This is a genomic window from Deinococcus malanensis (assembly GCF_014647655.1).
GTDB lineage: Bacteria > Deinococcota > Deinococci > Deinococcales > Deinococcaceae > Deinococcus > Deinococcus malanensis.
Genome location: NZ_BMPP01000008.1, coordinates 104935 through 128663 on the forward strand (window position 1 = coordinate 104935; position 23729 = coordinate 128663).

Genomic DNA, 23729 nt, shown 5'->3' on the forward strand with positions numbered 1-23729 from the left:
ACTTCCCGGTGATGTTTGGCCCCCCTACTCCCCGCAGCCGCCCGCAGCCGGGGCACCTTTACGACGTGGCCGTCGTGGGCGCCGGCCTGGGCGGCACCGAACTTGCCTGGCGTCTGGCCCGCGCCGGGCAGGATGTCCTGCTGGTGTCACAGGCACTTGACCACCTGGGCAACCTGTATCAGCCGACCATTCAGGGCGCAGCTTTCCCGGAAGGCAGCGTGTTTGCGCAGGTTGAACAGCAGATGGCGCCGGACACCGACGGCTGGACCTTCCACCGGCTGCTCAAGGCTGAAATCGAGGCCACCAGCGGCATTCATCTGCTGCAAAGCACCGTGACCGCCCTGGACGAGGAGGACGATCAGGTCGTGATCTCCACCTGGGAAGGCCCCAAGCTGCACGCCCGGACGGTGGTGCTGGCGGTGGGGGCCTTCCTGAAGGGCCGGCTGCTGATCGGGGACACCATGGAAGATGCCGGGCGCCTGTCCGAAGTCGCCTATGATTTCCTGGCCGAGGATCTGATTGCCAGCGGTGTGTGGCTGATCGGGGCCGAGCAGACCGCTGCTGGCGTGGACGCCGCTCCGGCCTACGACGTGCGCTTCCTGACGCCCGCGCCAGGAGAACTTGATGGCTTCCGCATCAAACGCCTCGACCGGGTGCGTATGCTGGGCCGCTGCATGCCGGGTGAGCACACCTACGGCAGTGTGCTGCGCGACGCGGCGCGGCTGGCCGCCGAGCTGCTGGACAGCCAGAGAGAGCCCACGTGATTTTCCGCCTGTCTGATTTTCATTTTCCCGACCCCGCCGCGCGGCTGTACCCAGAAACGCCCGACCGGCCCTGGGTGCTGGAAGTGGGCTTTGGCGACGGGCGCTTCTGGCCTCACTTTGCGCGCACTTTCCCGCAGCCGCCGAACTACCTGGGAGTGGAGATCAGCGGGGTCTCGCTGCTCAAGGCCCACCGCCGGCTTAAGGAGGCCGGACTGGATAACGCCGTCGTGACCAAGCTGCCCGCCGACGTGCTGGTGCGTGAGGTGATTCCGCATGCGGCGCTGGACATCATAGTCGTGAACTTCCCGGACCCCTGGCCAAAGGCCGGTCACACCGAGCACCGCCTGTTGCGCGCTCCATTTTTCCAGCTGGCGGCAAGCCGTCTGAGGCCCGGCGGCGCTGTGCTGCTGACCACCGACCACGACGAGTACTTCGAGTTCGCCTGCGCCGAGGCCGAGAACAGCGGGGTCATGGCCGTGGACACCGTTCAGGCGCCGCCGGCCGCGGCGCTGGAAACCAAGTACGCCCTGAAATGGCGTGACCTGGGCCTGGGCGCCCACCATGCGCGTTTCACGCCCACCGCTCACCCACAGGTGCCTCACGGCACCACCGCTCCCTATCCCGAACTGGAGAATGACGTGCCCCACGCTGTCCTGACCCTGCCTGCAAGCTTTGAGCCCGCCCATTTTGCCAAGCAGACCACGCGGGGCCAGAACTGGACCGTGGTGCTGCTCGACCTGTACAGCAGCCTGCGCCGCGACGGGTGGGTCGCCCTGGCCCACGTCGTGGAAGGCGAGTTGACGCAGGAGGTCCTGGTGGGCATCACCCGGCGTGAGGACGGCTCCCACTTGGTGCGCCTGGCCAAATTTGGAGGGCCGATCATCACACCCGGCGTGAAGGCCGCGGTCGGCGCGGTAACCACCTGGCTGGAGAGTGAGGGCGCCGCGATCCGTCACCGAGGGTACTGAGCGCCGATAACGAGAAGGCCTGATGTTCTTGAATCACGTGGAGTTCTGCCGACTCGTTTGACGTGCGTGAACTTGGCAGGCAGAGGGGCACACTCTTTTGGTACGGCGCCCGGGACACGCGGACCCGTACCTGCTGCGGAGAGCCGAGAACAAAACCCGCTCCTGCCTGGGCTTCATACCCCGGAGCATGCGGTACCTTCGAAAGCGCGTGCACGATTCCGACCTGAAGTTCAGCCACTACCCCATGACCGAGTTGCTGCCCGCCGTGCGACGTGCGCTGCTGGACAGGGGAGAGGTCACGTTGACGATCGCGGACCCGGATGCTGGCGTGGGTCTGTATGCCGGTGAGATCACGCCGGCCGGGGTGCACCGGCCCTGGAGCACCTGGACAGATCTTGCGGACCTGCTGGGCGCGCACCTGTTGACCCCGGAACGCGCAGGGGAGGGGCTGGTGCGTGTGCGGTTGCGGGCCCAGGCTCACAGTGCAGATCCGGATGCGGCGGGTTACGGCGCGCAGGGTGACTGGGCGAGGGTGGACAAGCTGGAGGACCCGGTGTTCCTGTTTACGCTGGTCGAGGCGCTGCGGCGGGCAGGCCCGCCCCAGGGAGGGCGGGTGCTGTCCCTGGGGGTCAACGCCGGGCGCGAGCTTGATGCCCTGGCCCTGGCTTTCCCGGCCCGCTCGTTCGACGTCCACGGGGTGGATCTGGACGCCTCCGCCCTGGTGGCTGCCCGGCAGCGACATCCAGACATGATGGTTCACGAGCTGGACGTCACCACCCTGCCGCAGTCCAGTCTGGGCCGCTTCGATCTGGTGCTGGCCCTGAGTCTGCTGCAAAGCCCAGGGATCAGGCAGGACGTGCTGCTCAGCGCGCTGTGGCGGCACCACCTGACGCCCGCTGGCGGGCTGGTGCTGGGCTATCCGAATGCCCGCTATCGCGACGGCACCCTGTCGTATGGGGCGCGGGTGCGCAATTACCGGCGACCGGACCTCAGCCTGATGGCGGCCGACGTGACCGATGCCCGGCGCCGGTTGCAGCGCCAGGGATTCAAGGTGTTCGTGACCGGTAAGTACGAGGTACTGGTCACGGCCATCCCGTCTGAGGCGACCACCCCGACGGGTCTGGAACTCTAGGTCCTGAGCCCTGGCGGTGGGCCGGACAGGGAAGTTGAGCAGATCCGGAAAGCTGCCCAGCCGCGTGAATGGAACATACCAGCGGCTGGCAGCGAAACGGCGAACAGGTCTTCCTCTGTCTCTTGAGCCAAAGAGGCGCCTTACAGGGCCACCTCACGCAGGACAACCCTCAGCTCCAGGCACGCCTGGGCAATCACCCGTCTCTGGAGGCACTGCCTCCAGCTGCTCAGGCCTGCCCGACAGGCTCAGCGGGTGCCGCTGTAGCCACCCGAGCACGGGGCGCCGCGTTCTGGTGCCGTGGCCCCCTGCTCGTACTTGTCGAGGAAGGCCTTCAGGCGGGCGTCGTCGGCCTTGTCCACCTTCAGCTGCGCGCCCCAGGCGCTGATCACGACGGGTTTGTCCAGGCCCTCATAGGGGCTCAGCAGGGTATAGGTGCGGCCCTCGGCCAGGGCCTTGAGCTGCGTGACCTGCGCGGCTTCCAGGTCCGGGCGGTAGGTGATCCACACCGCGCCGTGCTCCAGGCTGTGTACCGCGTATTCGTTGTACAGCGCCTGATCGTATACCCCGCAGTTCTGCCAGACGGGATTGTGGGCGCCGCCGGCCGGGGGCGTCTCGTTGTACACCAGCGATCCGCTGCGGTGGTCACCGGCGGCATATTTGAAGGTCTGGGCTCCCTCGATTCCTTTGTTTCCGCAGGCGGTCAGGCTCAGGAGCAGCAGTGGCAGCAACGTGCGTTTCATGGACCTTCAGGGTAACGGTTCGGCATGAAATAGAAGTCCTGTCCGGAGGAGGAGTGGCAACAGCGGGACAGGACCCGCGCTTCAGCCGGGTTATTCTCCGCCGCCAGCCCGCACCGGATCAGCCTGCGGGTCCAGCATGAGCCCCGCAGGCAGGCCGCCTGCAAAGCCGGGCCCCAGCAGGTCCACTTCCTGGCGGTCGGGCACGATGTCGCCCTTCATACCATGCTGCTCCAGCACAGGTACAAAGGGGCTCATGACCGCCGTTTCGCCGTGGACCAGCCACACGTGCGGCTTGCCGGCGGTGCTCAGGAAGGCCAGCAGATCGTCGCGGTCAGCATGCGCGCTGAAGCCCCCGATGGTATGCACCTGGGCACGCACAGCCACCTCTTCCCCGATCAGCCGCACCGTTTCGGCGCCCTCCACGATCCGGCCCCCCAGGCTGCTGGGGGACTGGTACGACACGATAATCAGGCTGGTGCTGGGTTTCCACAGGTGGTGCTTGAGGTGGTGCTGGATGCGCCCGCCGGTCATCATGCCGTTGCCCGCCATGATGATGGCCGGACCGTCGTAGCGGTTGAGGCGCTGCGATTCGGCGCTGGTGTTCACCACATGCAGGGTGCTGGGACGGAAGGGGTCCTCGCCGCTCTGAAGGGCTTCCCGCACCGGGGTAATCAGCTCGTCGCCGAACTCGAAATACTCGTAGGTGGCGCGCATGGCCATGGGTGAATCCATGAAGACCGGAATACGCGGAACCTCGCCACGGTCCATCAGGTCCTTGAGGGTGTACAGAATGACCTGCGCCCGTTCAATGGCGAAACTGGGAATCAGGATCTTCCCGCCGGCGCGGATGCTGGTGCGCAGGGCGCCGGCAAACTCCGCCAGGGTCTGTGCCCAGGGCCGGTGCGTGCGGTTGGCGTAGGTAGTTTCCAGCACCACCGCGTCGGCAGCAGGAGGTGGGGTGAAGTCCAGTTGCAGGCCGCTTTCACGGTTGCCCAGGTCCCCGCTCATGATCAGCCGGGCGTCCGGGGTCTCCAGCAGCAGCCAGGCGCTGCCCAGAATGTGCCCGGCCCGCTCAGGGGTCACCCGCACGTCGGCGATCTGGGCCGCCTCGCCGAACTCCAGGTGGGGCCGCAGCAGTGCCAGCGTGCGGTGAACGTCAGCTTCCTCGTACAGCGGCGGAAGAACTTCGTTCTCGCGGCCCTGGCGCCGGGCGCGGCGCAGGTCCTGGCGGTAGCCCTCGACCTGCAGCCGCGCAGAGTCCAGCAGCACGGTCTCGGCCAGTGCGGCCGTCGGAGCGGTGCAGTACACCGCGCCCCGGTAGCCCCGCCGCACCAGCAGCGGCAGCCGCCCCACGTGGTCCAGATGGGCGTGCGTCAGGATCACCGCGTCCAGATCTGCCGCGTCAAACCCAAACGGCTCGTAGTTGCGTGCCTCCAGTTCGTCGTCCCCCTGGAACAGGCCGCAGTCGATCAGCACGCGTCGCTGGCCTCCGGCGGTGTTCAGCGTCAGCAGATGCATGCTGCCGGTAACCGTGCAGGCCGCCCCGAAACTCTGAAGGTGCATGGTGCGGAGTCTAGGCCCCAGGAGGCGAGTGTGGTTTGGATCACGCTTTACGTGCTCTTGAGGCTCGGCGTGCCCGTCGCCCGGCCGGAGTACGGTCAGAACATGACCCAGTCCGCCACACCTTTTGAGAGGATCGTTGTCGGCCTTGATTTCTCACCGTCCAGTCTGTATGCGCTCGACGTGGCCCGGGCCCGGTTTCCCGGAGCGCAGCTGCTGCTGCTGCACGTGACCGACGCCCGCGTGAGCGCTGCCCCCGACCTGATGGGCGGGGTCACACCGGCCGCGCCCGACCCGACGCTGCTGCACACCATGGAGAGCGCCGACGCCGAACGCCTGTCTGCCGTGGCCCTGGAGGGTGAGGAAACCGTGCAGCTGGTCGGAGACCCGGTGACCGGCATTCTGGAAACGGCGCGCAGCTGGGGCGCCGAGCTGATCGTGGTCGGGACCCACGCCCAGGGCGCGCTGGAACACTTCTTTGTGGGCAGCAGCGCCGAGAAGGTCGTGGCCCGCAGCCCCATTCCGGTGCTGACCGTGCGCGTCGGTACGGGTGGTCGCCAGCCATGAAGGTGAGCATTGTCGGTTCAGGGCTGGTGGGGGCGACCGCTGCCTACGCGCTGACCCTGCGCGGCTCGTGCAGTGAACTGGTGCTCACCGACAAGGACGAGAAACGTGCCCAAGCCGAGGCTCAGGACATCGCCCACGCCTCCCCGGTCAGTCACGGGACCCGGGTCAGCAGCGGCCCCACCGAGGCCCTGCAGGGCAGCCGCGTGGTGATCGTCGCTGCGGGAGCCAACCAGAAACCCGGCGAGAGCCGCCTGGACCTCACCGGGAAGAATGCCGCCATCTTCCGCGAATTGATTCCTCAGGTGGCCGCATGCGCCCCAGGGTCCGTGCTGCTGATTGCCACCAACCCGGTGGACGCCCTGACCGATCTGGCCACCCGGCTGGCCCCCGACCACGCGGTGCTGGGGTCAGGGACCGTGCTGGACAGCGCGCGCTTCCGCCACCTGATCGCCCGCCATGCAGGAGTCGACCCCACCCACGTGCATGGCTACGTGCTGGGCGAGCATGGCGACAGCGAGGTCCTGGCCTGGAGCACGGTCACGGTTGCCGGACTGCCGGTCGACGAGTTCATGGCTGCCCGGGGCCTGCCCTGGACACCGGAAATGCGCGCCGAGATCGAGACCGGCACGCGTGACGCCGCCGCACACATCATTGACGGCAAGCGCGCCACCTACTACGGCATCGGCGCCTCGCTGGCCCGCATCACCGAGCGCATTCTGGGTGACCGGCGTGCGGTACTGACCGTCAGCGCACCCACCCCGGAGTTCGGGGTAAGCCTCAGCCTGCCGCGCATTGTCAGTGCCGGTGGGGTACAGGGTACCGTGATGCCTCGCCTGACGTCCGAAGAACAGCGGGCGCTGGAAGCCAGCGCCCGGGTGCTCAGGGAGGCGTCGGCCGGCCTGGAGGGGTAGCGGCTGGCGGCGTTGTGGTCGCCGGGGGAGCAGGCACGGTGGCTGGCGCCTCCTCCTGCTCCTGAAATTCGCCGGTGATGGTGCCGCCCTCGGCCTTGACGGCATAGACCTCATTGCGGTCCAGGTCGTACAGGATCATGCCGGCACGCAGCTTGTCCCCGCCCTTGACGCTCTCGGCCGGCTGCTCCGGGGTGCCGATCAGCCGCGCGAGGTTCCGGGTGTCGTCGTATTCCACGCGGGTGGCCCGGCTGACCCGTCCGCCGGCACTGTTGAGCACCACGCCGCCGACCAGGGTGGTGGTTTCGGCGTCCACGTTCACCTCGATGCGCTGGCTGGTGCCGCTCAGGGAGTCCTGGCCGTTCTCGCGGGTAAAGCTGATCGGGCCGTCGATACGGGCGACCCCGTCGGCCTCGTCATAGACCAGTTTCTGGCCCTTGAGCTGCGTACGTCCCTGCGTGACCAGCACCGTGTCGGGTGCGGGTTTCGGCGTGGCTTCGACCCCACACAGTGCCAGCCGGTCGGTGGCGCCGGCCGGAACCTCTTCCAGCACGCGGGCGGTGCCGGCACTGGCTTCGATGCGGCCGTCGCTCCTGGCACCCTCGCCGGCTTCCTTCTGGGTCACGATGGCCAGCGGAACCCGGATCAGGTTCTTGTCGATGCTGATCTCGATGCCGCGTGGGCTGGATTCACTCAGCACCAGCAGGGTCGGGGTACCTTCCGGTTCCCCTTCCCGGGGACCACACACCGCATCGATGCCCGTCTCATCGCTGGTACCGGTCCGCAGAATGCTGATCCGGCGCTCCTTGCCGTCGTTGCCTTTGCGAACCAGTTCCGTGCAGGAGGTTTCGGCACCCTCCACACAGCCGGTGGGCTGTGCGTCAGGCTCGGTGGAGGGCGTAGCAGGCGCAGACGGAGCCGCTGGAGCCGCCGGGCTCGGGGGAGAAGCCGGCTGACCATTGGTCTGGGCCAGTGGCGCCGGCGCGACAGCCACCAGCACCAGCAGACCCAGCGTCAGCAGGGAAGCAGAGGAGCGCATATTCGAAGCTTACTTCTCGGTGCGCAGTTTGAACTGTTCCGTAGGAATCTTATAAGTGGCGTTCTTGCGCAGAACGCGCCCCAGTGCGGTGTTCTGCTCGATGTGACCGCTGGCGGGCGCCACGATCTTGGCGCCACTCTTGCTGTCGGTGCTGACCGCGTTGCCCACCACGTACGCGACGTTCTTCCGATCGTCGTAGTACACGGCGTCGCCAGTAGTGGTGGTCGTGCCCTGCACCAGCTTCACGCCGCCGCGAACGTACAGCGTCTTGTTCTTAGTCAGCGCGCGGACTTCCTGCCCGGTGATCACCAGTTCCTTCTGGTTGCCCTTAGCCGCGCGCGTCAGGCTGGGGGTGCCGGTCAGCTGGGCCAGTTCACGGTCCTCGTCGAAGATCAGCTTCTCTGCACGGCCGCTCTGGATGCCATTGGTAAGGGAGACGTTTCCCGTGCTGGTGGACAGGTTGTTGTCCACATCCAGGCTCATCTGCGCGGCCCGGATGGTCACGGTGTCACCGTCTTCCTTACGCTCAGGGGCAAAGCTGGCGCTGGGGGTGCCGCTGAGCACGCCCTGGCCGCTGGCTTCGCTGTAGGTCAGCTTCTCGCCCCTGGCACTCAGGCGTCCCCGGTTGACCTGAACCGTGCCGGTAAAGGTGCCGGTCTTCTTACCCTCGGCCTGCACAAGTGGTGTACCGGTCGGAGCAGTGACCACCGCCTGCGAGGCGCGGATGGTCAGGGTGCTGACCTTGGCATTGACCGGGCTGCCGGTGTAGGTCAGCGGTCCGTTGCGCAGGTCACCACGCGGCGCGCCGGTGACTTCCAGGCGGCGGGTCTGGGCGTTCTGGGCCAGAACGGTGGTGGCGGCAGTGGTCAGCATGGCGGCAATAAGAACAGTACGTTTCATCAGACAGATTCTCCTCAGAGGTTAGTGGTAACGGGGCTTAACGGCGTGAAATCGGGACGCGCTTGCCATTCACGCATTTTTCGTCCGGATCGAGTTCAAACGTGGTCTTGCTGTCTTCTCCGGCTTCCTCCGAGACAAACTGGAAGCTCATACGGAGGCGGGTAAAGGTACCGCCCCAGTTTGGGGAATCCACCTTTGCAAGTGGCGCACTGAACCCTGAGCCCTGCTCGATCTTCACGGGTTGCTGGGGCGTGCCGCTCAGATCGATATCCGCACATTCCTGGACCAGCGTGATCCGTGCCTGACGAGTCAGCATGTTGTCCTGGGCATCGATGGTCAGCTCAGGAGCACTGAGCCGCGCGTCCAGAATCTCGCGGCCGGTCAGGACGCCTTTGTTGTCCCTTTCCTTGACCACACGCTGCCCCCCCGAAAGGGTGCGCAGGTGGGTCTCGTTGGTCACCGGGTCACTTGTCACGTCGGCCGCCCGGAAACTCCAGACGGCGTCCGGGTCACGGGCGGGGTACAGCCGGAGCTGAACGCCCTGAAGCGTGGCGCCCGTGCGGCTCTCTGTCCGGCTGCCTGGCAGAAAAGCGAAGACCAGTGCGAACACGACAATGGCCAGAAGTGCGTACAGCCCGATTTTCTGCACCTGCGCACTTTAGCGTCCGGCCCTCATGAGAGTGGTGGGGGCCAAATGACACTACGCTTTTGCCATGATCGACACGCACACGCACCTTGACTATCTCGAGGATCCAGACAGTGCCCGCGGAGAACTGGGCCTGAGCGCCATGGTCTGTATCGGTGCCAGCCTGGAGCATGCCCGCAACGCCCTTGATCTGGCCGGCAGGTTTAACGACGTGTATGCCACCGTCGGTCTGCATCCGACCGAGACGCAGGAAGATGACCCTAAGGTGCGTGCCGAACTGGAAGCTCTTGCTCTGCACCCCCGGGTGGTCGGCATTGGGGAAAGCGGCCTGGACGACTACTGGGACGATACACGACGGAATGCGCAGGTCAGTGCCTTCGAGTGGCAGCTCGACCTGGCCCGGCGCCTCGGCAAGCCGCTGGTCATTCATACCCGTGACAAGGCCGGGCACGACAGTGCCCACAGCGGGGTGATGGATATGTTGAGAGAGTGGCCAGATGTCGCAGGGATCCTGCACTGCTTCAGCGGACATGCCGGGATGCTGCGCTTTGGGCTGGAGCGGGCAGCGCCCACCTATTTCGGCTTCGCGGGCAACGTGACATATAAGAATGCTTTAGAGATTCAGGAGGCGGCCCGGGCCGTTCCTCTGGACCGGCTGCTCCTGGAAACCGACGCACCCTTCCTGGCCCCTGTCCCCAGACGCGGTCGCCCCAACCGCCCCGGCTATGTGCGTTACACGTTGGAGTTCATTGCAGCCCTGCGGGGAATGGACCCAACGGAACTGGAACAGATAACGGATGAAAATGCCCGGCTGATCTACGGACTGCGCAGCTGAAGACTCGGGCATTCGGCCCTGTAGACCGCTCTCGATCTCCAGTACCAGTGATGAAATCCTTTCACATTATGAGTTCCGATGTGTTGTCATTTCCTTCTGCAGGGGGCTGGGCAGAATCCTGCCATAGAGCCGGTTTAGCCATTGTGACTCCCGAGTCACATTTGACCCCAAGCTGATGCGGCATTAATATTCTGTTCACGAGCTATACAAAGTTTAACCGTCGGTTTCGCACAGGAAAACAGGTGTTCGGCTGCTTCCTTCAGCTGGGAGCAGTAGGCCGCTTTACGCCTCTTTCGTTTCCTTGATAAGGAGTCTCTGCATCCTATGGCTTTGAAACCACTCTCCATCGGTTCTGCATTTCTGCTTGGCACACTTTTGATTGGCTGCGGTAGTACCTCTACCGGCGGCGTCGGTCCTGACACCACCGCGCCGACTGTTTCCCTGAGTGCCACACCCAACCCGGTCACTACCGCCGGCACCGTAACCCTGAAAGCGACGGCGCAGGATGATACCGGAGTTGCCAAGGTCGAATTTTTCGAAGGCAGCACCAAAATTGCGGAAGACACGACCGCGCCCTACGAGCAGACGGTGGGACTGAACGCGGTTCAGAACGGCAAGCGCACGTACACGGCTACGGCGTACGACACCACCGGAAACAAGGCCAGCGCCAGCACCGATGTAACCGTGGCCATTACGGCTGCCACCTCACCGCTGCGCGGAATTATCGTCGACCAGAACATTGGGGCGCCTGTGGCTGGCAGCACCATCACGGTCATCCAGAACAACGTAGTTCTGGGCGCCGTCACCAGTGATGCCAATGGCCAGTTCACGCTGACTGGTCTGAGCGCCGGAACATATGACCTTAAAGCCCGGAAGGCTGGTATGGCCGGCTCAGACCTCTACGGAGTGGTGGTCGGCGCGCAGACGCCGTCCGTGCAGCTGGTTCAGCGTCCTGCTTTTGATACTGCCAGCACCACGGACCCTGCCAGGCTGACGTTTACCCGTGCCGATGGCAGCCCGCTAGCTGGCGCCACCTTCACGAACGGTGTGGACTTCCGTATCAAGACCACTGCTGACTCCAACCATGTCGGTCCCGTCCGCATCATGTTTGCGCAACTGGGGCGTACGCCTGGCTCTGCAGTCGTGACGAGCGCAGCCAACGCGAGCAATTGGATCTATTCACCCCCTCAGGACAAGCTGGGCCAGATTGATTCTGGGGTGGTCAACACCACGACCAGCAACCCTAACTTCATTGCCGGCTTCGGCAGTGCCACTGGTGAGCAGGTCTACCTCGAGATCATGACGGTGGACTTTAACTACAACTACTCGCGCTATATCGTGCCGATCAACCTGATCAACACGAATACGGCAACAGCGAATACTGTGGTGGCCCCGACGGCCGCTGCCGCGACAGCGTTTACGCTGAAGCAGGAAGGCTCCTGGACCACGCCGTTTAGCGCCCCTGAGCAGGATGCCGCTCCCAACGGCTCAGGTGTATTTGTCGAAGTGCGCTGGTGCTACACCGACACAACTGCTACCGCCAAGCCTTTCGCCTTCGACATCGAGCGCTCGGAAGACGGTACGAACTTCAACAAGATCGGGACAGTGGGCGGCGCTGCTAGTGCCAATTGCTCTGCAAACCAGCAAACCCGTCCCTTTAACTACCGCGATACCAGTGCCGACCTGACTGTTGGCAAGACCTTTATCTACCGCGTGAAGGCCCGTGGTGCCAACACGGTCGCTAGCAACACGACTCAGACCAGCCCTCTGGCGCAGTTCACGCCGACCTTCATTGCCCCAGCCGATGAGTCCACTGGTGTGTCCATCAATCCCACCTTCGTGCTTGGACAGAACCAGACGGCTATCGGCGCCGACGGTGCGGCTTACAACCTGCGCTTGCGTGACCTGATGACACTGGGTGGCTACAACCTGCCCGGCGCAGCGGCCAATGCGTTGATCCGTGTGGAGGAAGGTACCGGTGCGTCTGGCAACGGCATTAATCCCGGGCAGTCCCTGGTTTTCCTTTCGACTGCGACTTCAGGCGCCGATGCGCTGCTGACCACGCCGACCACTGGAAGTGTTCTGACCGATACCAGCGGCAAATATGATGCCAGCAAGCCCAATCTGTACCCAGTCGACACCACCAACCATACGGTCAGCATGCCCTGGAACGTGCTCGTCAAGACGCCTCTCCAGCCTCTGCGTCCATACAAGTGGGAAATGTACTCGGGCTTTGCGTACAAATACGCTCCTGCCGAAGGCAACAGAATCTCGGCCTATTCGGTCTACACCTGGCCTGGCGGTGTCGCACCCATCAACCAGACCCGTCCCGTGAACATCAACTGGGACTTCATTACCGGCGAGAAGTAACTTCTTGAGCCGCCTGCGTTTGCAGGTGGCCACGCCCCCTTCCCAAGTGCATCCCATTCATAGTGAGGCCCCACGATGCGTAAGAACCTGAATCGAACCCTCGGTGTACTGAGCCTGACAGCCCTGCTGGCTGCCTGCTCTCAGCAAGCCCCGACTGCCGTGACGCCCAGCCCCGTCCAGGCCACGCCGGCCGCCGAAATCGCCCGCATTGGCAACGTCAGCTATGTAAAAAACGAAGTGGTGGTCGGTTATGAAAGCGAAGCTGGCCTGCGGGCTGCTGCCGCTGCTCTTAATGGCACTGTCGTCCGCACCATTCCGGAAATCAACACGGCCCTGATCCGTGTCAGTGGAGATGCTCTCAAAGCCACGGGAGCGGTTGCCGACCTCGACGGCGTGCGCTATGCCAGCATCAACACGGTGGTGACCCCTGAGGACGCCCCGGCTCCGGTGCTCGCGCCCAGTGGCCTCGCTCCGCAGGCTGCTGCGGCTGAGCAGATCTTCGACGAATTGCCCCAGTACGCGCTTGACCCCCGGCACCTGAATGCCAGGGCCGCCTGGGACAAGGGCTTGACAGGCAAGGGTGTTGTGGTGGCCGTCATTGACGATCCCGGCGACGTGACCCACCCCGACCTCGCGCCCAACTGGGCCGGCAAGGCCTTCGATCCTGCGCAGGCCAAGACGTACACCAACGGCGAAGAGTGGAAGAACTACTTCAAGAAGCCCGAGAATTCACACGGCACCTTCGTGGCGTCCAGCATCGTCGCGCCTAAAGATGGGAAAGGCATTGTCGGCGTGGCACACGAGGCAAAGTTCATGCCTGTCGTGATGTTCAACCCCGGGGCGTACTCCAGCTTCAACATTGCCCTGGGCGCCGTGTGGGCCACCAACAATGGCGCTCGTGTCATCAACAACTCCTGGGGTGGGGGCATCTCCTTCGGGGCAGTTAAGGATGCCTTCGACTACGCCATGTCCAACGGCACGGTCATCGTGGCGTCGATGGGCAACTCCTACCATGACGAGTTCCAGTACCCAGCTGCTCTCCCAGGTGTGATGGCCTCGGGAGCACTCGACGCCAGCAACCGCAAGGTCACCTTCTCTACTAGCGGACGCCACATTTCCAGCAGTGCTCCTGGCCAGGACACTATTCTGGCTAACCCCACGTGGCTGGGCGGTGGTCATCGTCTGATCTCTGGCACCTCTTTCTCGTCGCCCTACACGGCAGGGGTGGCGGCTCTGGTGCTGCAGAAGTGCCCAGCTGCGACTCCTTACCAGGTGCGCCGCGTAATGGAAATGAACGCGGACGGCAGCATCGGCACCAACCCCAACGGATTTGACCGTGAAACGGGCTGGGGCCGGCTGGATGCTGGCAAGATCGCTCATAACCTCACGGACTGCACCATGCTGCCCGCCAAGGGCGCCAACGTACACATCAGCCTGTCCTACGTGAACAGCCAGGGGACGCAGAAGGGCATTCTGGGCGACGTGATCCTGCGCGGCCAGGGCATGCGTGCCGGAGCCACCGACGACCCCACCCCGCTGTACCTGTCACCCACGGACGCAAACGGCGAAGCGCGCTTCTCGGAAATTGCTCCTGGGACGTACGATCTCTACGTCGCCGGCCCCGACCTGTCGACGACTGGTGGCAAGCTTGAGGAGCGCGGCACATTCATCGGCACGGTGACTGCCACGAATGGCTCGACGTACTACCGGCCCGACGAAAAGCGAATCCTGCTCCCAGCTGCCTTCGTGGATACGAATCCCATTGATCCGTACGAGCCGAACGACGCCCCGGCTGATGCGAAGACCATCGCCTATGGTCAAACGACCAACACGGGCTACATTTACGGCAAGCCCCGGGATGCCGACTACTTCAAGTTCACGGCAGCCGCTGGCGATCAGATCAAGGCAGAAGTGCTAGCGCAAGCACAAATTGGTGGTCAGCTCGACTCATACCTGTTCCTGCTTGGCCCTGATGGCACCACAGTTCTGGCCGAAAATGATGATCGTGGCACCCCCAGAATTGACTCGGACTCCGAGATCACCTTTACTATTCCAGCCGCAGGCACGTATTACCTAAAGGTCTCAAGTTGCGACATTTCCTGCGACCCCAATAAACCGCAGGATGACAACAATCCTTTCAATAAATACAAGCTGAAACTCGCCAAAACCAATTGAGTCTTCAATCAGAATGAGCCGCCTGCATAAGGCGGCTCATTCTTTCAGCGTTGTTTTCCGTTGCTGGCGTCTTGGCGGAAGCTAAATTGAACCCCGTAACGCTTGTTCACACGAGATCCAGCTTCGTTGATGCAATCGAAGGATCAAGGGGCCGGCAGTTGCTGAGTAATGACGGTTATGACCTGCTCCAACGTCAACGGTCCGGTGTCAATCACGCGGGCGTCGGGTGCCGGAGCACTCTGGGTGGTATCCAGGGCGTCCCGCTGAATCAGGGCCGCTTCGATAGCAGCCACGTCCTCCGGGCGTTCGCGGGAGCGGCGTTCGGCACGCACGCGCGGGCTGGCCGTCAGGTAGAACTTGGCTGGAGCCTGCGGGAACACGTTTGTGCCCATGTCGCGGCCCTCCGCCACGAAAGGAGGCGTAAGCGCACGTAGCTGGTCGTCCACCCAGGTGCGCACCCCGGGCTGGGCGGCCACCACGCTGACACCGCGGTCCACGGCGCTGGAGTGCAGGTCTGGCGTCAGGTCCCGCTGGCCCAGCCAGACTCGGTTGCCTGCGGCCAGGGGCTCCAGCCGCAGCGGGTGCTCACGGAGGCAGGCCAGCAGCGGGGCAGTCATGTTCAGGTCAAGGCCCGCCTCCTGGCCCAGCAGGGTAGCAGCGCGGTACAGCAGGCCGCTGCTCACGTAGGGGATGCCCAGCGCCCGGGCCACTCCCGAGGCCACGCTGGATTTTCCGCTGGCGGCAACGCCGTCAATGGTCACAATCATCCGCCCAGTGTAGGGTCCGCCGTGCATCTTTTGTCGGTGGGCAGTTCATGGGGCAGGCCGCTAGACTGGGGAGACATGAAACATGCTGCCCTGATGCTCTGTGGCCTGCTGGCCCTGACCGCCTGTCAGAAAAAGGACGAGGCCACCAAGACCACCGAGACCGAAACCACCAAGACGGAAACGGCCAAGACCACCGAGACAGCCGAGACCAAACCGGCCACTGAAGCCAAAAGCACGCCGGAGGTCAAGGCCCCAGCAGCCCTTCCGGCGGGCTTTACGCTGGTGCCCTTCGTCAGTGACAAGCCGGTGCGCGAATTCAAGGCCGAGCCGGACGTGACCCTGGAAGACGGCAAGGACTATTACGCGGTCATCGACACCAACCGTGGGCAGATCGTGGCCGACCTCTACGAGCAGGAAACGCCGGTGACCGTCAACAACTTCGTGACCCTGGCGCGCAATCACTACTTCGACGGCATCCGCTTTCACCGCGTCATCGAGGGCTTCATGGCCCAGACCGGCGACCCCCTGAGCGTGGACGAGGCCAAGAAGGCCGAATGGGGGACCGGCGGGCCCGGCTACCAGTTTGCCGACGAGTTCCGCACCAAGCTGACCTTCGACAGCCCCGGCATCCTGGCCATGGCCAACAGCGGCCCGGCGACCAACGGCAGCCAGTTCTTCATCACCTTTGCGCCCACCGACTTCCTGAACGGCAAGCACACCATTTTCGGCAAGGTGGTTCAGGGCGACGATCTGCTGCCCAAGCTGACCCGTACCATGAACGAGAGCAACGAGGAGGTCGCCGGCGCCGTGGCAGACAGGATCCTGACCATACGGATCGCGACCAAGGGATAACCAGAAATGAGAGCGGGCGAGGTGGAAGAATTCCCCACCTCGCCCACTGGTTTGTCTGTGGCCTCAGTCCTGCTCGTCCTCATCGTTGAAGTACTCGAAGCGGAAGGTGCCGATCTCGACGGTGTCGCCTTCGCGCGCCCCCGCCTTTTTCAGCGCGTTGTACAGGCCCTGGCGTTTGAAGAGGTTGCCCAGATACTCGGCCGCGTCTTCCAGGTAGCGTGAGAAGCGCACGATGCGTTCCTCGAAGCCGCCACCGTGGATTTCCCAGACGCGCTCGGGGGCGCCACTGCTGACAATTCCCACGCCCTGGGCCGGTGGGTCCAGGCGGAACACCACCCGCAGCGGCTCGGCCACCACGTTCTCGGACTCGACCTCCAGCGCGCGGTCCTGGGCCCACAGTTCGCGGTCAGGCAGCATCTGGAAGGTGATCTCACGCAGTTCGCTGAGGCCCTCACCTTCTTTGGCACTGACCTTCAGCACCGGGAGGCCGTACTGGGCCAGTTCGTCCTCGACCATCGCGGCGAGGTCAGCGTCCACCAGCTCGACCTTGTTCAGGGCAATCAGGGCGACGTTTTCCAGCAGGGTGGGATCGTAGGCCTGCAGTTCAGCCTGAAGCTGGCGCAGTTCCTCGACCGGGTCACGCGTCACGTCCAGTACGTACACCAGCACCCGGGTGCGGCTGATGTGGCGCAGGAATTCCAGGCCCAGGCCCTTGCCTTCGCTGGCGCCCTCGATAATTCCGGGAATATCGGCCAGTGTGAAGCGCTCGTCAAGCGGCTCGCCGCGGCTGTCGATCCGGTCCACCACGCCCAGGATGGGGGAGAGGGTGGTAAAGGGGTAGTCCGCGATGGCGGGGTTGGCCCGTGACAGGGCCGCGAGCAGGCTGCTCTTGCCGGCGTTGGGGTAGCCGACCAGTCCCACGTCGGCGATCAGGCGCAGTTCCAGGCGCACGCGGCGCTTCTGGCCCGGGGTCCCCAATTCCGCGAAGCGCGGGGCCTGCCGGGTGCTGCTGGTAAAGGTGCTGTTGCCACGCCCCCCCAGACCGCCCCGGGCGACGACCTTCTCCTGCCCGACGCGCACCAGGTCGGCAATGACCTTGCCGGTGTCCTCGTCGAAGGCGGTGGTGCCGACCGGCACATCGATGTAGATGTCCTCGCCATCGGCCCCCTGGCGCAGGCGGCCCTCGCCGTAGTTGCCGTTGGGGGCCTTGAATTTGCGCCGGCCCACCAGGCGCTCCAGGCTCTCGACCCCTTCAATGGCGCGCAGGATGATGTTGCCGCCCTTGCCGCCGTGCCCGCCGTCCGGGCCGCCTTTTTCCATGAATTTGGCGCGGTGGAAGCTCATGCTGCCGTCTCCGCCGTTGCCGGCGGCCACCTCAATGTTCAGTACGTCACGAAACGCCATGCTGCGTCCTCCTGGCTTGCTGCCCTACACAATAAAATACGCCCCGCCCATCTGCGGGCAGGGCGCCGGGGGCTCATGCCTCCGGTCAGTCGGCAGCGACTTCGGTCTGGGCGACTTCGATGCTGATGAAGCGGCCCTTGTTGCCCTTGTTGGTAAACACGACCTTGCCGTGCTCCAGGGCAAACAGGGTGTGGTCACGGCCCATGCCCACGTTGGCACCAGCCTTGAACTTGGTGCCGCGCTGGCGGACCAGGATGTTGCCGGCCAGCACCTGCTCGCCGCCGAACTTCTTCACGCCCAGGTACTTGGGATTGCTGTCACGTCCGTTCTTTGACGAACCTACGCCTTTCTTGTGTGCCATGTGAGTTCAGTCCTCCCCTTAGCCCTTGATCCCAAGGATCTTGATGGCGGTGTAATCCTGACGGTGGCCGGTACGGCGGCGGTACTGAACGCCGCTCTTGTACTTGCGGATGTAGATCTTGGGGCCTCGGCCGTGCTCGACGACCTCAGCGTTCACGACAAACTTGCTGACGGCATCGCCGAACAGGGCCTGGTCGCCGCCCACGAAAAGAGGGGTCAGGTCGAGCTTGTCGCCCGCTTCGCCCTTAAGGTTCTCGACGCGGATCACGTCGCCTTCCTGCACGCGGTACTGCTTCCCGCCGGTCTGAATGATTGCAAACATCGGTCTTTCCTCCTGCTGCCGCCCGGGCCGCTGGAACGCTGCCAGCGGAGGGGGCTTTGCCCTATGAACCCTGCCCTGTGAAGCGGTCAAGATGCACCTAGGGATCCTGCTCGCGCACCCGGCCTGAAAAGGCACGGATCACCAAGCAAAAACTGTAGCACAAACCGGGCGCGTCTGGGTAGACGGGAACACCCCGAACCGGAGCAGAACAAGCGGCCGGAACGGGTCTGGAGCAAGCAACGTCACCCTGCGGGCAGGGTGAGTGGTGTGTTGCGTGCGTGTTCCCGTTCTGTCTGACGTGTCCTCGCGGTACACGTGGACTCGCGTGGGCGCGAGCCTCAAGTCCTGTAACCTCCGGGCGGCCTCCTGCAAGGGAGATACCGCTGCGCCCGCCAGCATAGCAGCCAGCAAAGGGACCGGCACGTCTGGTCGCACACTTGGCCGCCGGAACCCCACCCCCGGAAGCCGCGTATAGGGAGTTGTGCTGACCCGTTTCCGGCTGATCTGGCGTGACGCCCTGGCGCTGCTGCTGGCGCTGGGTGACCGCCGCACTCCTGCCCAGGCGCGGCTGGCGGCCCTGCTGGCACTGGTGTATGCCGTCAGCCCGGTGGACCTGCTGCCTGACCTGGCTCCGCTGCTGGGTGTGGTCGATGACGCCCTGATCGTGCCCACGGTGCTGGCCCTGGCGGCGCGGCGACTGCCGGCCCCCGTGTTGCAGCAGGCCCAGGCGCGTGCCGCCCGGCTGCCCTGGGTGCTGCCGCTGGGGCTGCTGGTTCTTCTGGGCACAGGTGTGCTGCTGTGGACGCTGCTGGGCGCCTAACACCCGGCTAACCCGCACCCCTAGACTGGGCGTCATGCGCCTGCTGCTCGTCGAGGATGACCCGCGGATTGCCCAGCCCACCGCCGGGGCCCTGCGGGAAGCCGGGTATGTGGTCACCTGGGCGCAGAGCGGGCCCGAGGGACTGGAAGCGGCCATGCTGGGGGAGTACCCCCTGATCGTGCTGGACGTGATGCTGCCCGGTCTGGATGGCTTTGAGGTTGCCCGGGAACTGCGGGCGGCTGGCGTGGACTCCGCCATCCTGTTTCTGACCGCACGCAGTGAGCTTGCTGACCGGATCGAGGGTCTGGATCTGGGAGGCGACGCGTATCTGGTCAAACCCTTCGCCATGCCCGAACTGCTGGCGACCCTGCGGGCCCTGTCGCGCCGTGAACGGGGACAGGGCGCACCACGGGTCACGTTTGCCGGTGGACGCGGCACCCTGGACACGGTGGCCCGCACCGTCGGGTGGGACGGCCAAGAGGTCGCGGTTACCGGGCGCGAGTACGCCCTGATCGAGGCGCTGGCCCTGGCCCCCGAACGCTGGTTCACACGTGAGGAACTGCTGGACCGGGTGTGGGGTCCGGAATTCGGCGGTGAGGCCCGCATCGTGGATGTATACGTGCGTTACGTGCGGCGCAAGCTGGCTCCTGAGGCCGTGACCAGCGAACGGGGCCGGGGCTACCGGGCCGAGAATTAAAGGTGGCCGTGCGCCTGCTCCCGCCCCTGACCCTGCGCGCGCGGCTGGCGCTCTGGGCCGCGCTGGCCACCGGACTGGCCACGCTGCTGGTGGCGGCCGGGTTGTTCGTGGCGGTGGGCCGGTTTCTGCGTCAGGCCCAGGAGCAGCGGCTGCTGAGCGCCACGACGGCGGTGCACGGCCGGGTAGAGGACACCCTGCGCCGTCAGGCCGAGAGCGGCGTGGCGTTGCTGCTGGGCTACCAGCTGGACGTGGCCACCCTGCAGCGCCTGCTGGAGAACGACCCCCAGAGCCGCCGCGACCTGGACGTCCGGGTGGTCGCCCACCAGGGGGGTCAACTGGCCCAGGTGCAGACCCCGCGCTTTCCTGAGGGCGTCCGCCGCGACCTGCGTCCCGGTGCATACCTCACGGTGGGAGGCACCCACCTGATCCTGGTCCGGCCCCTGCTAGGCAACCAGGCGCTGCTGCAGGTGGCCACCGATGCCCGCGCTCTGAGCGACGCGCAGCGGGCCTTCGCGCGCGCCCTGGCCTGGCTGCTGCCGGTCTCACTGCTGCTCGCGCTGGGGGTGGGCTGGACGGTGGCCGGGCGGCTGCTGCGCCCGGTGCGGACCCTGGAGCAGGCCGCGCGGCAGGTGGGGGAAAGCGGTGAACTGCGCCGTGCCCTGCCGGGTGCCGGCACCACGGACGAACTCTCGCGTCTGGCGCTGACCCTGCAAGGGAGTTTCGAGCGGCTGGCCGACGCCCGTGACCGCGAGCAGGCGTTTTTGCGGGCCGCCGCGCATGACCTGCGCAGCCCGCTGGCGGCCCTGAGTGCCCGGGTGGAAGGCAGCCTGGCACGGGACCGCGACGCCGCGCGCTACCGCAGTGACCTCCGGGAAATCGGTACCGACCTGACCCGGCTGGCTACCCTGACCAACCATCTGCTGCTGCTGGCCCGCGATCCCAGCGCGGTGGCCCGCGCGCCGGTGCCGCTGCGCGACCTCGCGGCCGATGCCGTGGACCGTGCCCGCGAGCTGACCGAGGCGGACGTCGACCTGCATGCCCCGCAGCCGGTGACGGTGCAGGGGGACCGGGTGCTGCTGGGCCAGGCGGTGTGGAATCTGACCATGAACGCAGTGCGGCACGCCCCAGGAGCCACCGTCACGGTGACGGTCAGCGAAGACGCGACGGGCGCGGCGGTCACCGTCCGCGACGACGGCCCCGGGGTGGACGAAGCGACACTGGCTCGGCTGGGGGAGGCCTTCTACCGGCCCGACGCCAGCCGCACAGGTGACCATCTGGGGCTGGGCGGACACGGTCTGGGGCTGGCGCTGGCCCGCCGCGCCGCCGAACTGCACGGCGGGACCCTGACCCTGCGCAGTGCCCCCGGTGGGGGGTTTACCGCCGTGCTCTGGCTTCCTGCGGTATACACCTCTGGTACGCTCTCGTCATGACAGCGTTGGCGGGCGGAAGCTGGAGTGCCGTGGTGCTGGGCGGCGGCGATCCCGGCGACTCGTTTGCGGCGCGGCACGGCGTGCAGGTCAAGGCCCTGATTCCACTGCGTGGAGAGCCGATGGCCGCCCACGTGCTGCGTGCTCTGCGCGGCAGCGGGCGCGTGGCCCGGATCGCCTACGTGGGGCCGACCACGCCCGAGTTGGACACCCTGGTGGACCTGCGGGTCACCGACCATGGCACCCTGCTGAGCAACCTGGAAGCGGGAGTCGAGGCCCTGCGCGTGGCCGGCCTGCGCCCCGGTGAACGGGTTCTGGTAGTCACCGCGGATATTCCAATGCTGCGGGCGCAGCAGCTGTGCGAGGTGCTGGACAGCGCTCCCGACGCCGCCCTGGTGTATCCGGTGGTGACAAAGCAGGCCTGTGAGGCCGCTTACCCTGGGGTCAAACGGACCTACGTGCGGGTGCGCGACGGCACCTTCACCGGAGGAAACCTGTTTCTGCTGGACCCGGCGCTGATCTCCCAGTTCCTGCCCCGGCTGCGCGAGGTGCTTGACGCCCGCAAGACGCCCTGGAAGCTGGCGGTCCTGATCGGACCCGGGGTGCTGCTGCGTCTGCTGACTGGCCGCCTGAGTGTGGATAAGCTGGAGCAGAAAGTCTCGCAGGTGCTGGGTGTCCCGGCCCGCGCGCTGATTACCTCGCACGCGGCAGTGGGTACCGACGTGGACAAGGAAGAGGACCTGACGCTGGCCGAGGCCCACCTGCCGGCCCTGGAGCCGGCCACCCTAAAATCCGAGTGCAGCGCTCAGATTTAAGCCTCTGCACGTGAAAAAAGGCTAACCTGTTGCCCTTGCGCCCACATGCGGGCGTGTGCATACTGTGCCCCATGCCTCACGTGATCGTCAGCCCCTGCATTGGCACGAAGGACCAGGCGTGCACCGAAGTCTGCCCCGTGGAATGCATCTACGACGCGGGCGAGATGTTTCTGATCCACCCGGATGAGTGCATCGACTGCGGCGCTTGCGTGCCCGCCTGCCCGGTCAGCGCCATCTTTCCGGAAGAGGACGTGCCTGCCGGCGAGGAGTCCTTTATCGCCCGCAACCGCGAACACTTCGGGCTCTGAAGTTCAGCGCTCCCTAACTCCCGGCCACGAACAGGCCGGGAGTTCTGTTGTGGGCCCCTCTTGCTTCCGGCCCATCTGCGCGGCTAGCATGACCGCGCCCGCGTAGCGCGCCGGACAGGAGGTGATGACGTGAACGAACACCCGGAGCAGGAACCGCCCAGTACACCTTTCACGCCATCCCACCACCGGAGGACGCCATGCGCCACACCGACAACAGATCACGCGTGAACACGGGGGGCGGCCCGTGCTGACCTACTACCGCAGCATCGCCGGAAAACTGACCACGGTAGACGGCTATATCGACGGCTGCTGGATCAATGCCGCCGACCCCAGTGCCGAGGAACTGGCCCGCATCAGCCGCGAGACCGGGCTGGATCTGGACTACCTGAGCTATCCGCTGGACCCGGACGAGCGCTCACGCTTCGAGCGCGATAACGGACAGTTGCTGATCATCATGCAGACCAGCTACCGCCTGCCCGAGGACAGCGACATTCTGTATGACACCGTGCCGCTGGGTATTCTGCACACCGATCATTGCCTGGTCACTGTCTGTGCGCTGCCCGAAAACCCGGTCATCAAGGACGTGATCAGCGGACTGGTGCGGCGGGTCAGCACGGCCAAGAAAAACCGCCTGACCCTGCAGTTGTTTCTGCGCAATGCCCAGCGCTTCCTGATCGACGTGCGCCAGATCAACAAGCGGGTGGATACCATCGAGGACAAGCTGGAAAACAGCCAGCAGAACCGCGAGCTGCTCAACCTGCTCAAGCTGGAAAAGAGCCTGGTGTACTTCATGACCGGTCTCAAGGCCAACGAAGCCATGATGGAGCGCGTCAAACGCGACCGCATCTTCGAAATGTACGAGGAAGACTCGGATCTGCTCGACGACGTGCTGATCGAGAACCTGCAGGCCATCGAGATGGCCTCGATCGCCAGCAACATTCTGACCAGCATGGCCGGCGCCTTTGCCAGCGTAATCAGCAACAACGTCAATCAGGTGGTCAAGGTCCTGACCGTGACCACGATTCTGGTGGCCATCCCCACGCTGATCACCAGCATCTTTGGCATGAACGTGCCGCTGCCGTTTCAGGAAAGTCCGGTCGGCATGTGGTTCGTGCTGGCCATTGCGATCACGCTGTCCGGCACCCTGGCCTACCTGTTCTACCGCTGGCGCGTGTTCTAGGGCCGCTGATCGAAAAAATGTCCGGCTGTCCGGGCGGAGCGGAGCTTTCTGTGTGGCAGAGAAAGGCAAAGGCAACGCTGTTGATCCGCACAGGCGTGGTGCCACCCGCTCCGGAGGCAGCTGATTTCTGACTGGGCAGCCGTGCCCCTGGCCAGGACCACACCATACGCGTG

At 65.1% G+C, this 23729-nt stretch carries 24 protein-coding genes; 15 read left to right on the forward strand and 9 right to left on the reverse strand.

Features of this window, described 5'->3' with window-relative positions; translation table 11 throughout:
• Nucleotides 1–11: 11 nt before the first annotated feature.
• The 3 genes from IEY49_RS10995 (at nt 12) to IEY49_RS11005 (ending at nt 2864) form a co-directional block, all read left to right on the forward strand.
• Nucleotides 12–764, forward strand: a complete 753-nt coding sequence (locus tag IEY49_RS10995; RefSeq protein ID WP_189008266.1) for an FAD-dependent oxidoreductase — start codon at nt 12–14, stop codon at nt 762–764.
• Entirely contained in the window at nt 761–1732 is a 972-nt protein-coding gene (trmB, locus tag IEY49_RS11000; protein ID WP_189008268.1) for a tRNA (guanine(46)-N(7))-methyltransferase TrmB, read from the forward strand. Before IEY49_RS10995 ends, trmB begins: the two co-directional genes overlap by 4 nt.
• 187 nt (nt 1733–1919) lie before the next feature.
• On the forward strand, nt 1920–2864 hold the full coding sequence (locus tag IEY49_RS11005; protein WP_189008269.1) for a class I SAM-dependent methyltransferase: 945 nt from the start codon (nt 1920–1922) through the stop codon (nt 2862–2864).
• Nucleotides 2865–3109: 245 nt separating this feature from the next.
• On the opposite strand, the gene IEY49_RS11010 is transcribed toward IEY49_RS11005, so the two are convergent.
• Nucleotides 3110–3604 carry a thioredoxin-like domain-containing protein gene (locus IEY49_RS11010; RefSeq protein WP_189008272.1) on the reverse strand — a complete coding sequence of 165 codons (495 nt, stop codon included), beginning with the start codon at nt 3602–3604 and terminating at the stop codon, nt 3110–3112.
• A gap of 90 nt (nt 3605–3694) precedes the next feature.
• Nucleotides 3695–5167: an MBL fold metallo-hydrolase RNA specificity domain-containing protein gene (locus IEY49_RS11015; RefSeq protein WP_189008274.1), complete on the reverse strand. Its 1473-nt coding sequence runs from the start codon at nt 5165–5167 to the stop codon at nt 3695–3697.
• A gap of 102 nt (nt 5168–5269) precedes the next feature.
• Between IEY49_RS11015 and IEY49_RS11020 the strand changes: the two genes are divergently transcribed.
• A complete protein-coding gene (locus tag IEY49_RS11020) occupies nt 5270–5731 on the forward strand; it encodes a universal stress protein (protein ID WP_229780744.1) in 462 nt (153 codons plus the stop codon).
• Complete coding sequence (locus IEY49_RS11025) at nt 5728–6642, forward strand: lactate/malate family dehydrogenase (protein ID WP_189008278.1); 915 nt, start codon at nt 5728–5730, stop codon at nt 6640–6642. The genes IEY49_RS11020 and IEY49_RS11025 overlap by 4 nt, the downstream gene beginning before the upstream one ends.
• On the opposite strand, the gene IEY49_RS11030 is transcribed toward IEY49_RS11025, so the two are convergent.
• Genes IEY49_RS11030 through IEY49_RS11040 form a run of 3 tightly spaced genes read right to left on the reverse strand, consistent with a single transcriptional unit; the run spans nt 6611 to nt 9227 of the window.
• Nucleotides 6611–7678, reverse strand: a complete 1068-nt coding sequence (locus tag IEY49_RS11030; RefSeq protein WP_229780745.1) for an LptA/OstA family protein — start codon at nt 7676–7678, stop codon at nt 6611–6613. The genes IEY49_RS11025 and IEY49_RS11030 overlap by 32 nt on opposite strands.
• Before the next feature lie 9 nt (nt 7679–7687).
• On the reverse strand, nt 7688–8578 hold the full coding sequence (locus IEY49_RS11035; RefSeq protein WP_189008280.1) for an LptA/OstA family protein: 891 nt from the start codon (nt 8576–8578) through the stop codon (nt 7688–7690).
• A gap of 37 nt (nt 8579–8615) precedes the next feature.
• On the reverse strand, nt 8616–9227 hold the full coding sequence (locus IEY49_RS11040) for a hypothetical protein (RefSeq protein ID WP_189008282.1): 612 nt from the start codon (nt 9225–9227) through the stop codon (nt 8616–8618).
• 64 nt (nt 9228–9291) lie between these two features.
• Here IEY49_RS11040 and IEY49_RS11045 point away from each other — a divergent pair, with 64 nt between their 5' ends.
• The 3 genes from IEY49_RS11045 to IEY49_RS11055 all read left to right on the forward strand — a co-directional run bounded on the left by IEY49_RS11045 (nt 9292) and on the right by IEY49_RS11055 (nt 14604).
• The gene (locus IEY49_RS11045) at nt 9292–10059 is read left to right on the forward strand and encodes a TatD family hydrolase (protein WP_189008284.1); all 768 of its coding nucleotides are present in this window, start codon (nt 9292–9294) and stop codon (nt 10057–10059) included.
• A gap of 324 nt (nt 10060–10383) precedes the next feature.
• A complete protein-coding gene (locus tag IEY49_RS11050) occupies nt 10384–12429 on the forward strand; it encodes an Ig-like domain-containing protein (RefSeq protein ID WP_189008286.1) in 2046 nt (681 codons plus the stop codon).
• 75 nt (nt 12430–12504) lie between these two features.
• Nucleotides 12505–14604, forward strand: a complete 2100-nt coding sequence (locus tag IEY49_RS11055) for a S8 family serine peptidase (RefSeq protein WP_189008288.1) — start codon at nt 12505–12507, stop codon at nt 14602–14604.
• 143 nt (nt 14605–14747) lie between these two features.
• On the opposite strand, the gene cmk is transcribed toward IEY49_RS11055, so the two are convergent.
• Entirely contained in the window at nt 14748–15371 is a 624-nt protein-coding gene (gene cmk / locus IEY49_RS11060; protein WP_189008290.1) for a (d)CMP kinase, read from the reverse strand.
• Between the two features lie 75 nt (nt 15372–15446).
• Between cmk and IEY49_RS11065 the strand changes: the two genes are divergently transcribed.
• A complete protein-coding gene (locus tag IEY49_RS11065; RefSeq protein WP_189008292.1) occupies nt 15447–16223 on the forward strand; it encodes a peptidylprolyl isomerase in 777 nt (258 codons plus the stop codon).
• A gap of 63 nt (nt 16224–16286) precedes the next feature.
• Here the strand turns inward: IEY49_RS11065 and obgE are convergent, their stop codons facing one another.
• From obgE to rplU, 3 genes are all read right to left on the reverse strand, one after another.
• Nucleotides 16287–17627: a GTPase ObgE gene (obgE, locus tag IEY49_RS11070; RefSeq protein ID WP_189008294.1), complete on the reverse strand. Its 1341-nt coding sequence runs from the start codon at nt 17625–17627 to the stop codon at nt 16287–16289.
• An 85-nt stretch (nt 17628–17712) separates the two neighbouring features.
• Nucleotides 17713–17988 carry a 50S ribosomal protein L27 gene (gene rpmA, locus IEY49_RS11075; RefSeq protein WP_012694369.1) on the reverse strand — a complete coding sequence of 92 codons (276 nt, stop codon included), beginning with the start codon at nt 17986–17988 and terminating at the stop codon, nt 17713–17715.
• Nucleotides 17989–18006: 18 nt separating this feature from the next.
• A complete protein-coding gene (gene rplU, locus IEY49_RS11080; RefSeq protein WP_189008296.1) occupies nt 18007–18309 on the reverse strand; it encodes a 50S ribosomal protein L21 in 303 nt (100 codons plus the stop codon).
• Between the two features lie 481 nt (nt 18310–18790).
• Here rplU and IEY49_RS11085 point away from each other — a divergent pair, with 481 nt between their 5' ends.
• From IEY49_RS11085 to IEY49_RS11110, 6 genes are all read left to right on the forward strand, one after another.
• Nucleotides 18791–19129 (forward strand): DUF1232 domain-containing protein, encoded by a 339-nt coding sequence (locus IEY49_RS11085; RefSeq protein WP_189008298.1) that lies wholly within the window; start codon nt 18791–18793, stop codon nt 19127–19129.
• A 34-nt stretch (nt 19130–19163) separates the two neighbouring features.
• The gene (locus tag IEY49_RS11090; RefSeq protein ID WP_189008301.1) at nt 19164–19826 is read left to right on the forward strand and encodes a response regulator transcription factor; all 663 of its coding nucleotides are present in this window, start codon (nt 19164–19166) and stop codon (nt 19824–19826) included.
• Nucleotides 19827–19834: 8 nt separating this feature from the next.
• Nucleotides 19835–21256, forward strand: a complete 1422-nt coding sequence (locus tag IEY49_RS11095) for a sensor histidine kinase (protein WP_189008304.1) — start codon at nt 19835–19837, stop codon at nt 21254–21256.
• Nucleotides 21253–22068, forward strand: a complete 816-nt coding sequence (locus IEY49_RS11100) for a nucleotidyltransferase family protein (protein WP_189008307.1) — start codon at nt 21253–21255, stop codon at nt 22066–22068. The genes IEY49_RS11095 and IEY49_RS11100 overlap by 4 nt, the downstream gene beginning before the upstream one ends.
• Nucleotides 22069–22139: 71 nt before the next feature.
• Complete coding sequence (locus IEY49_RS11105) at nt 22140–22376, forward strand: ferredoxin (RefSeq protein WP_012694363.1); 237 nt, start codon at nt 22140–22142, stop codon at nt 22374–22376.
• Between the two features lie 244 nt (nt 22377–22620).
• Entirely contained in the window at nt 22621–23556 is a 936-nt protein-coding gene (locus IEY49_RS11110; RefSeq protein ID WP_189008310.1) for a magnesium transporter CorA family protein, read from the forward strand.
• Nucleotides 23557–23729 lie beyond the last annotated feature (173 nt).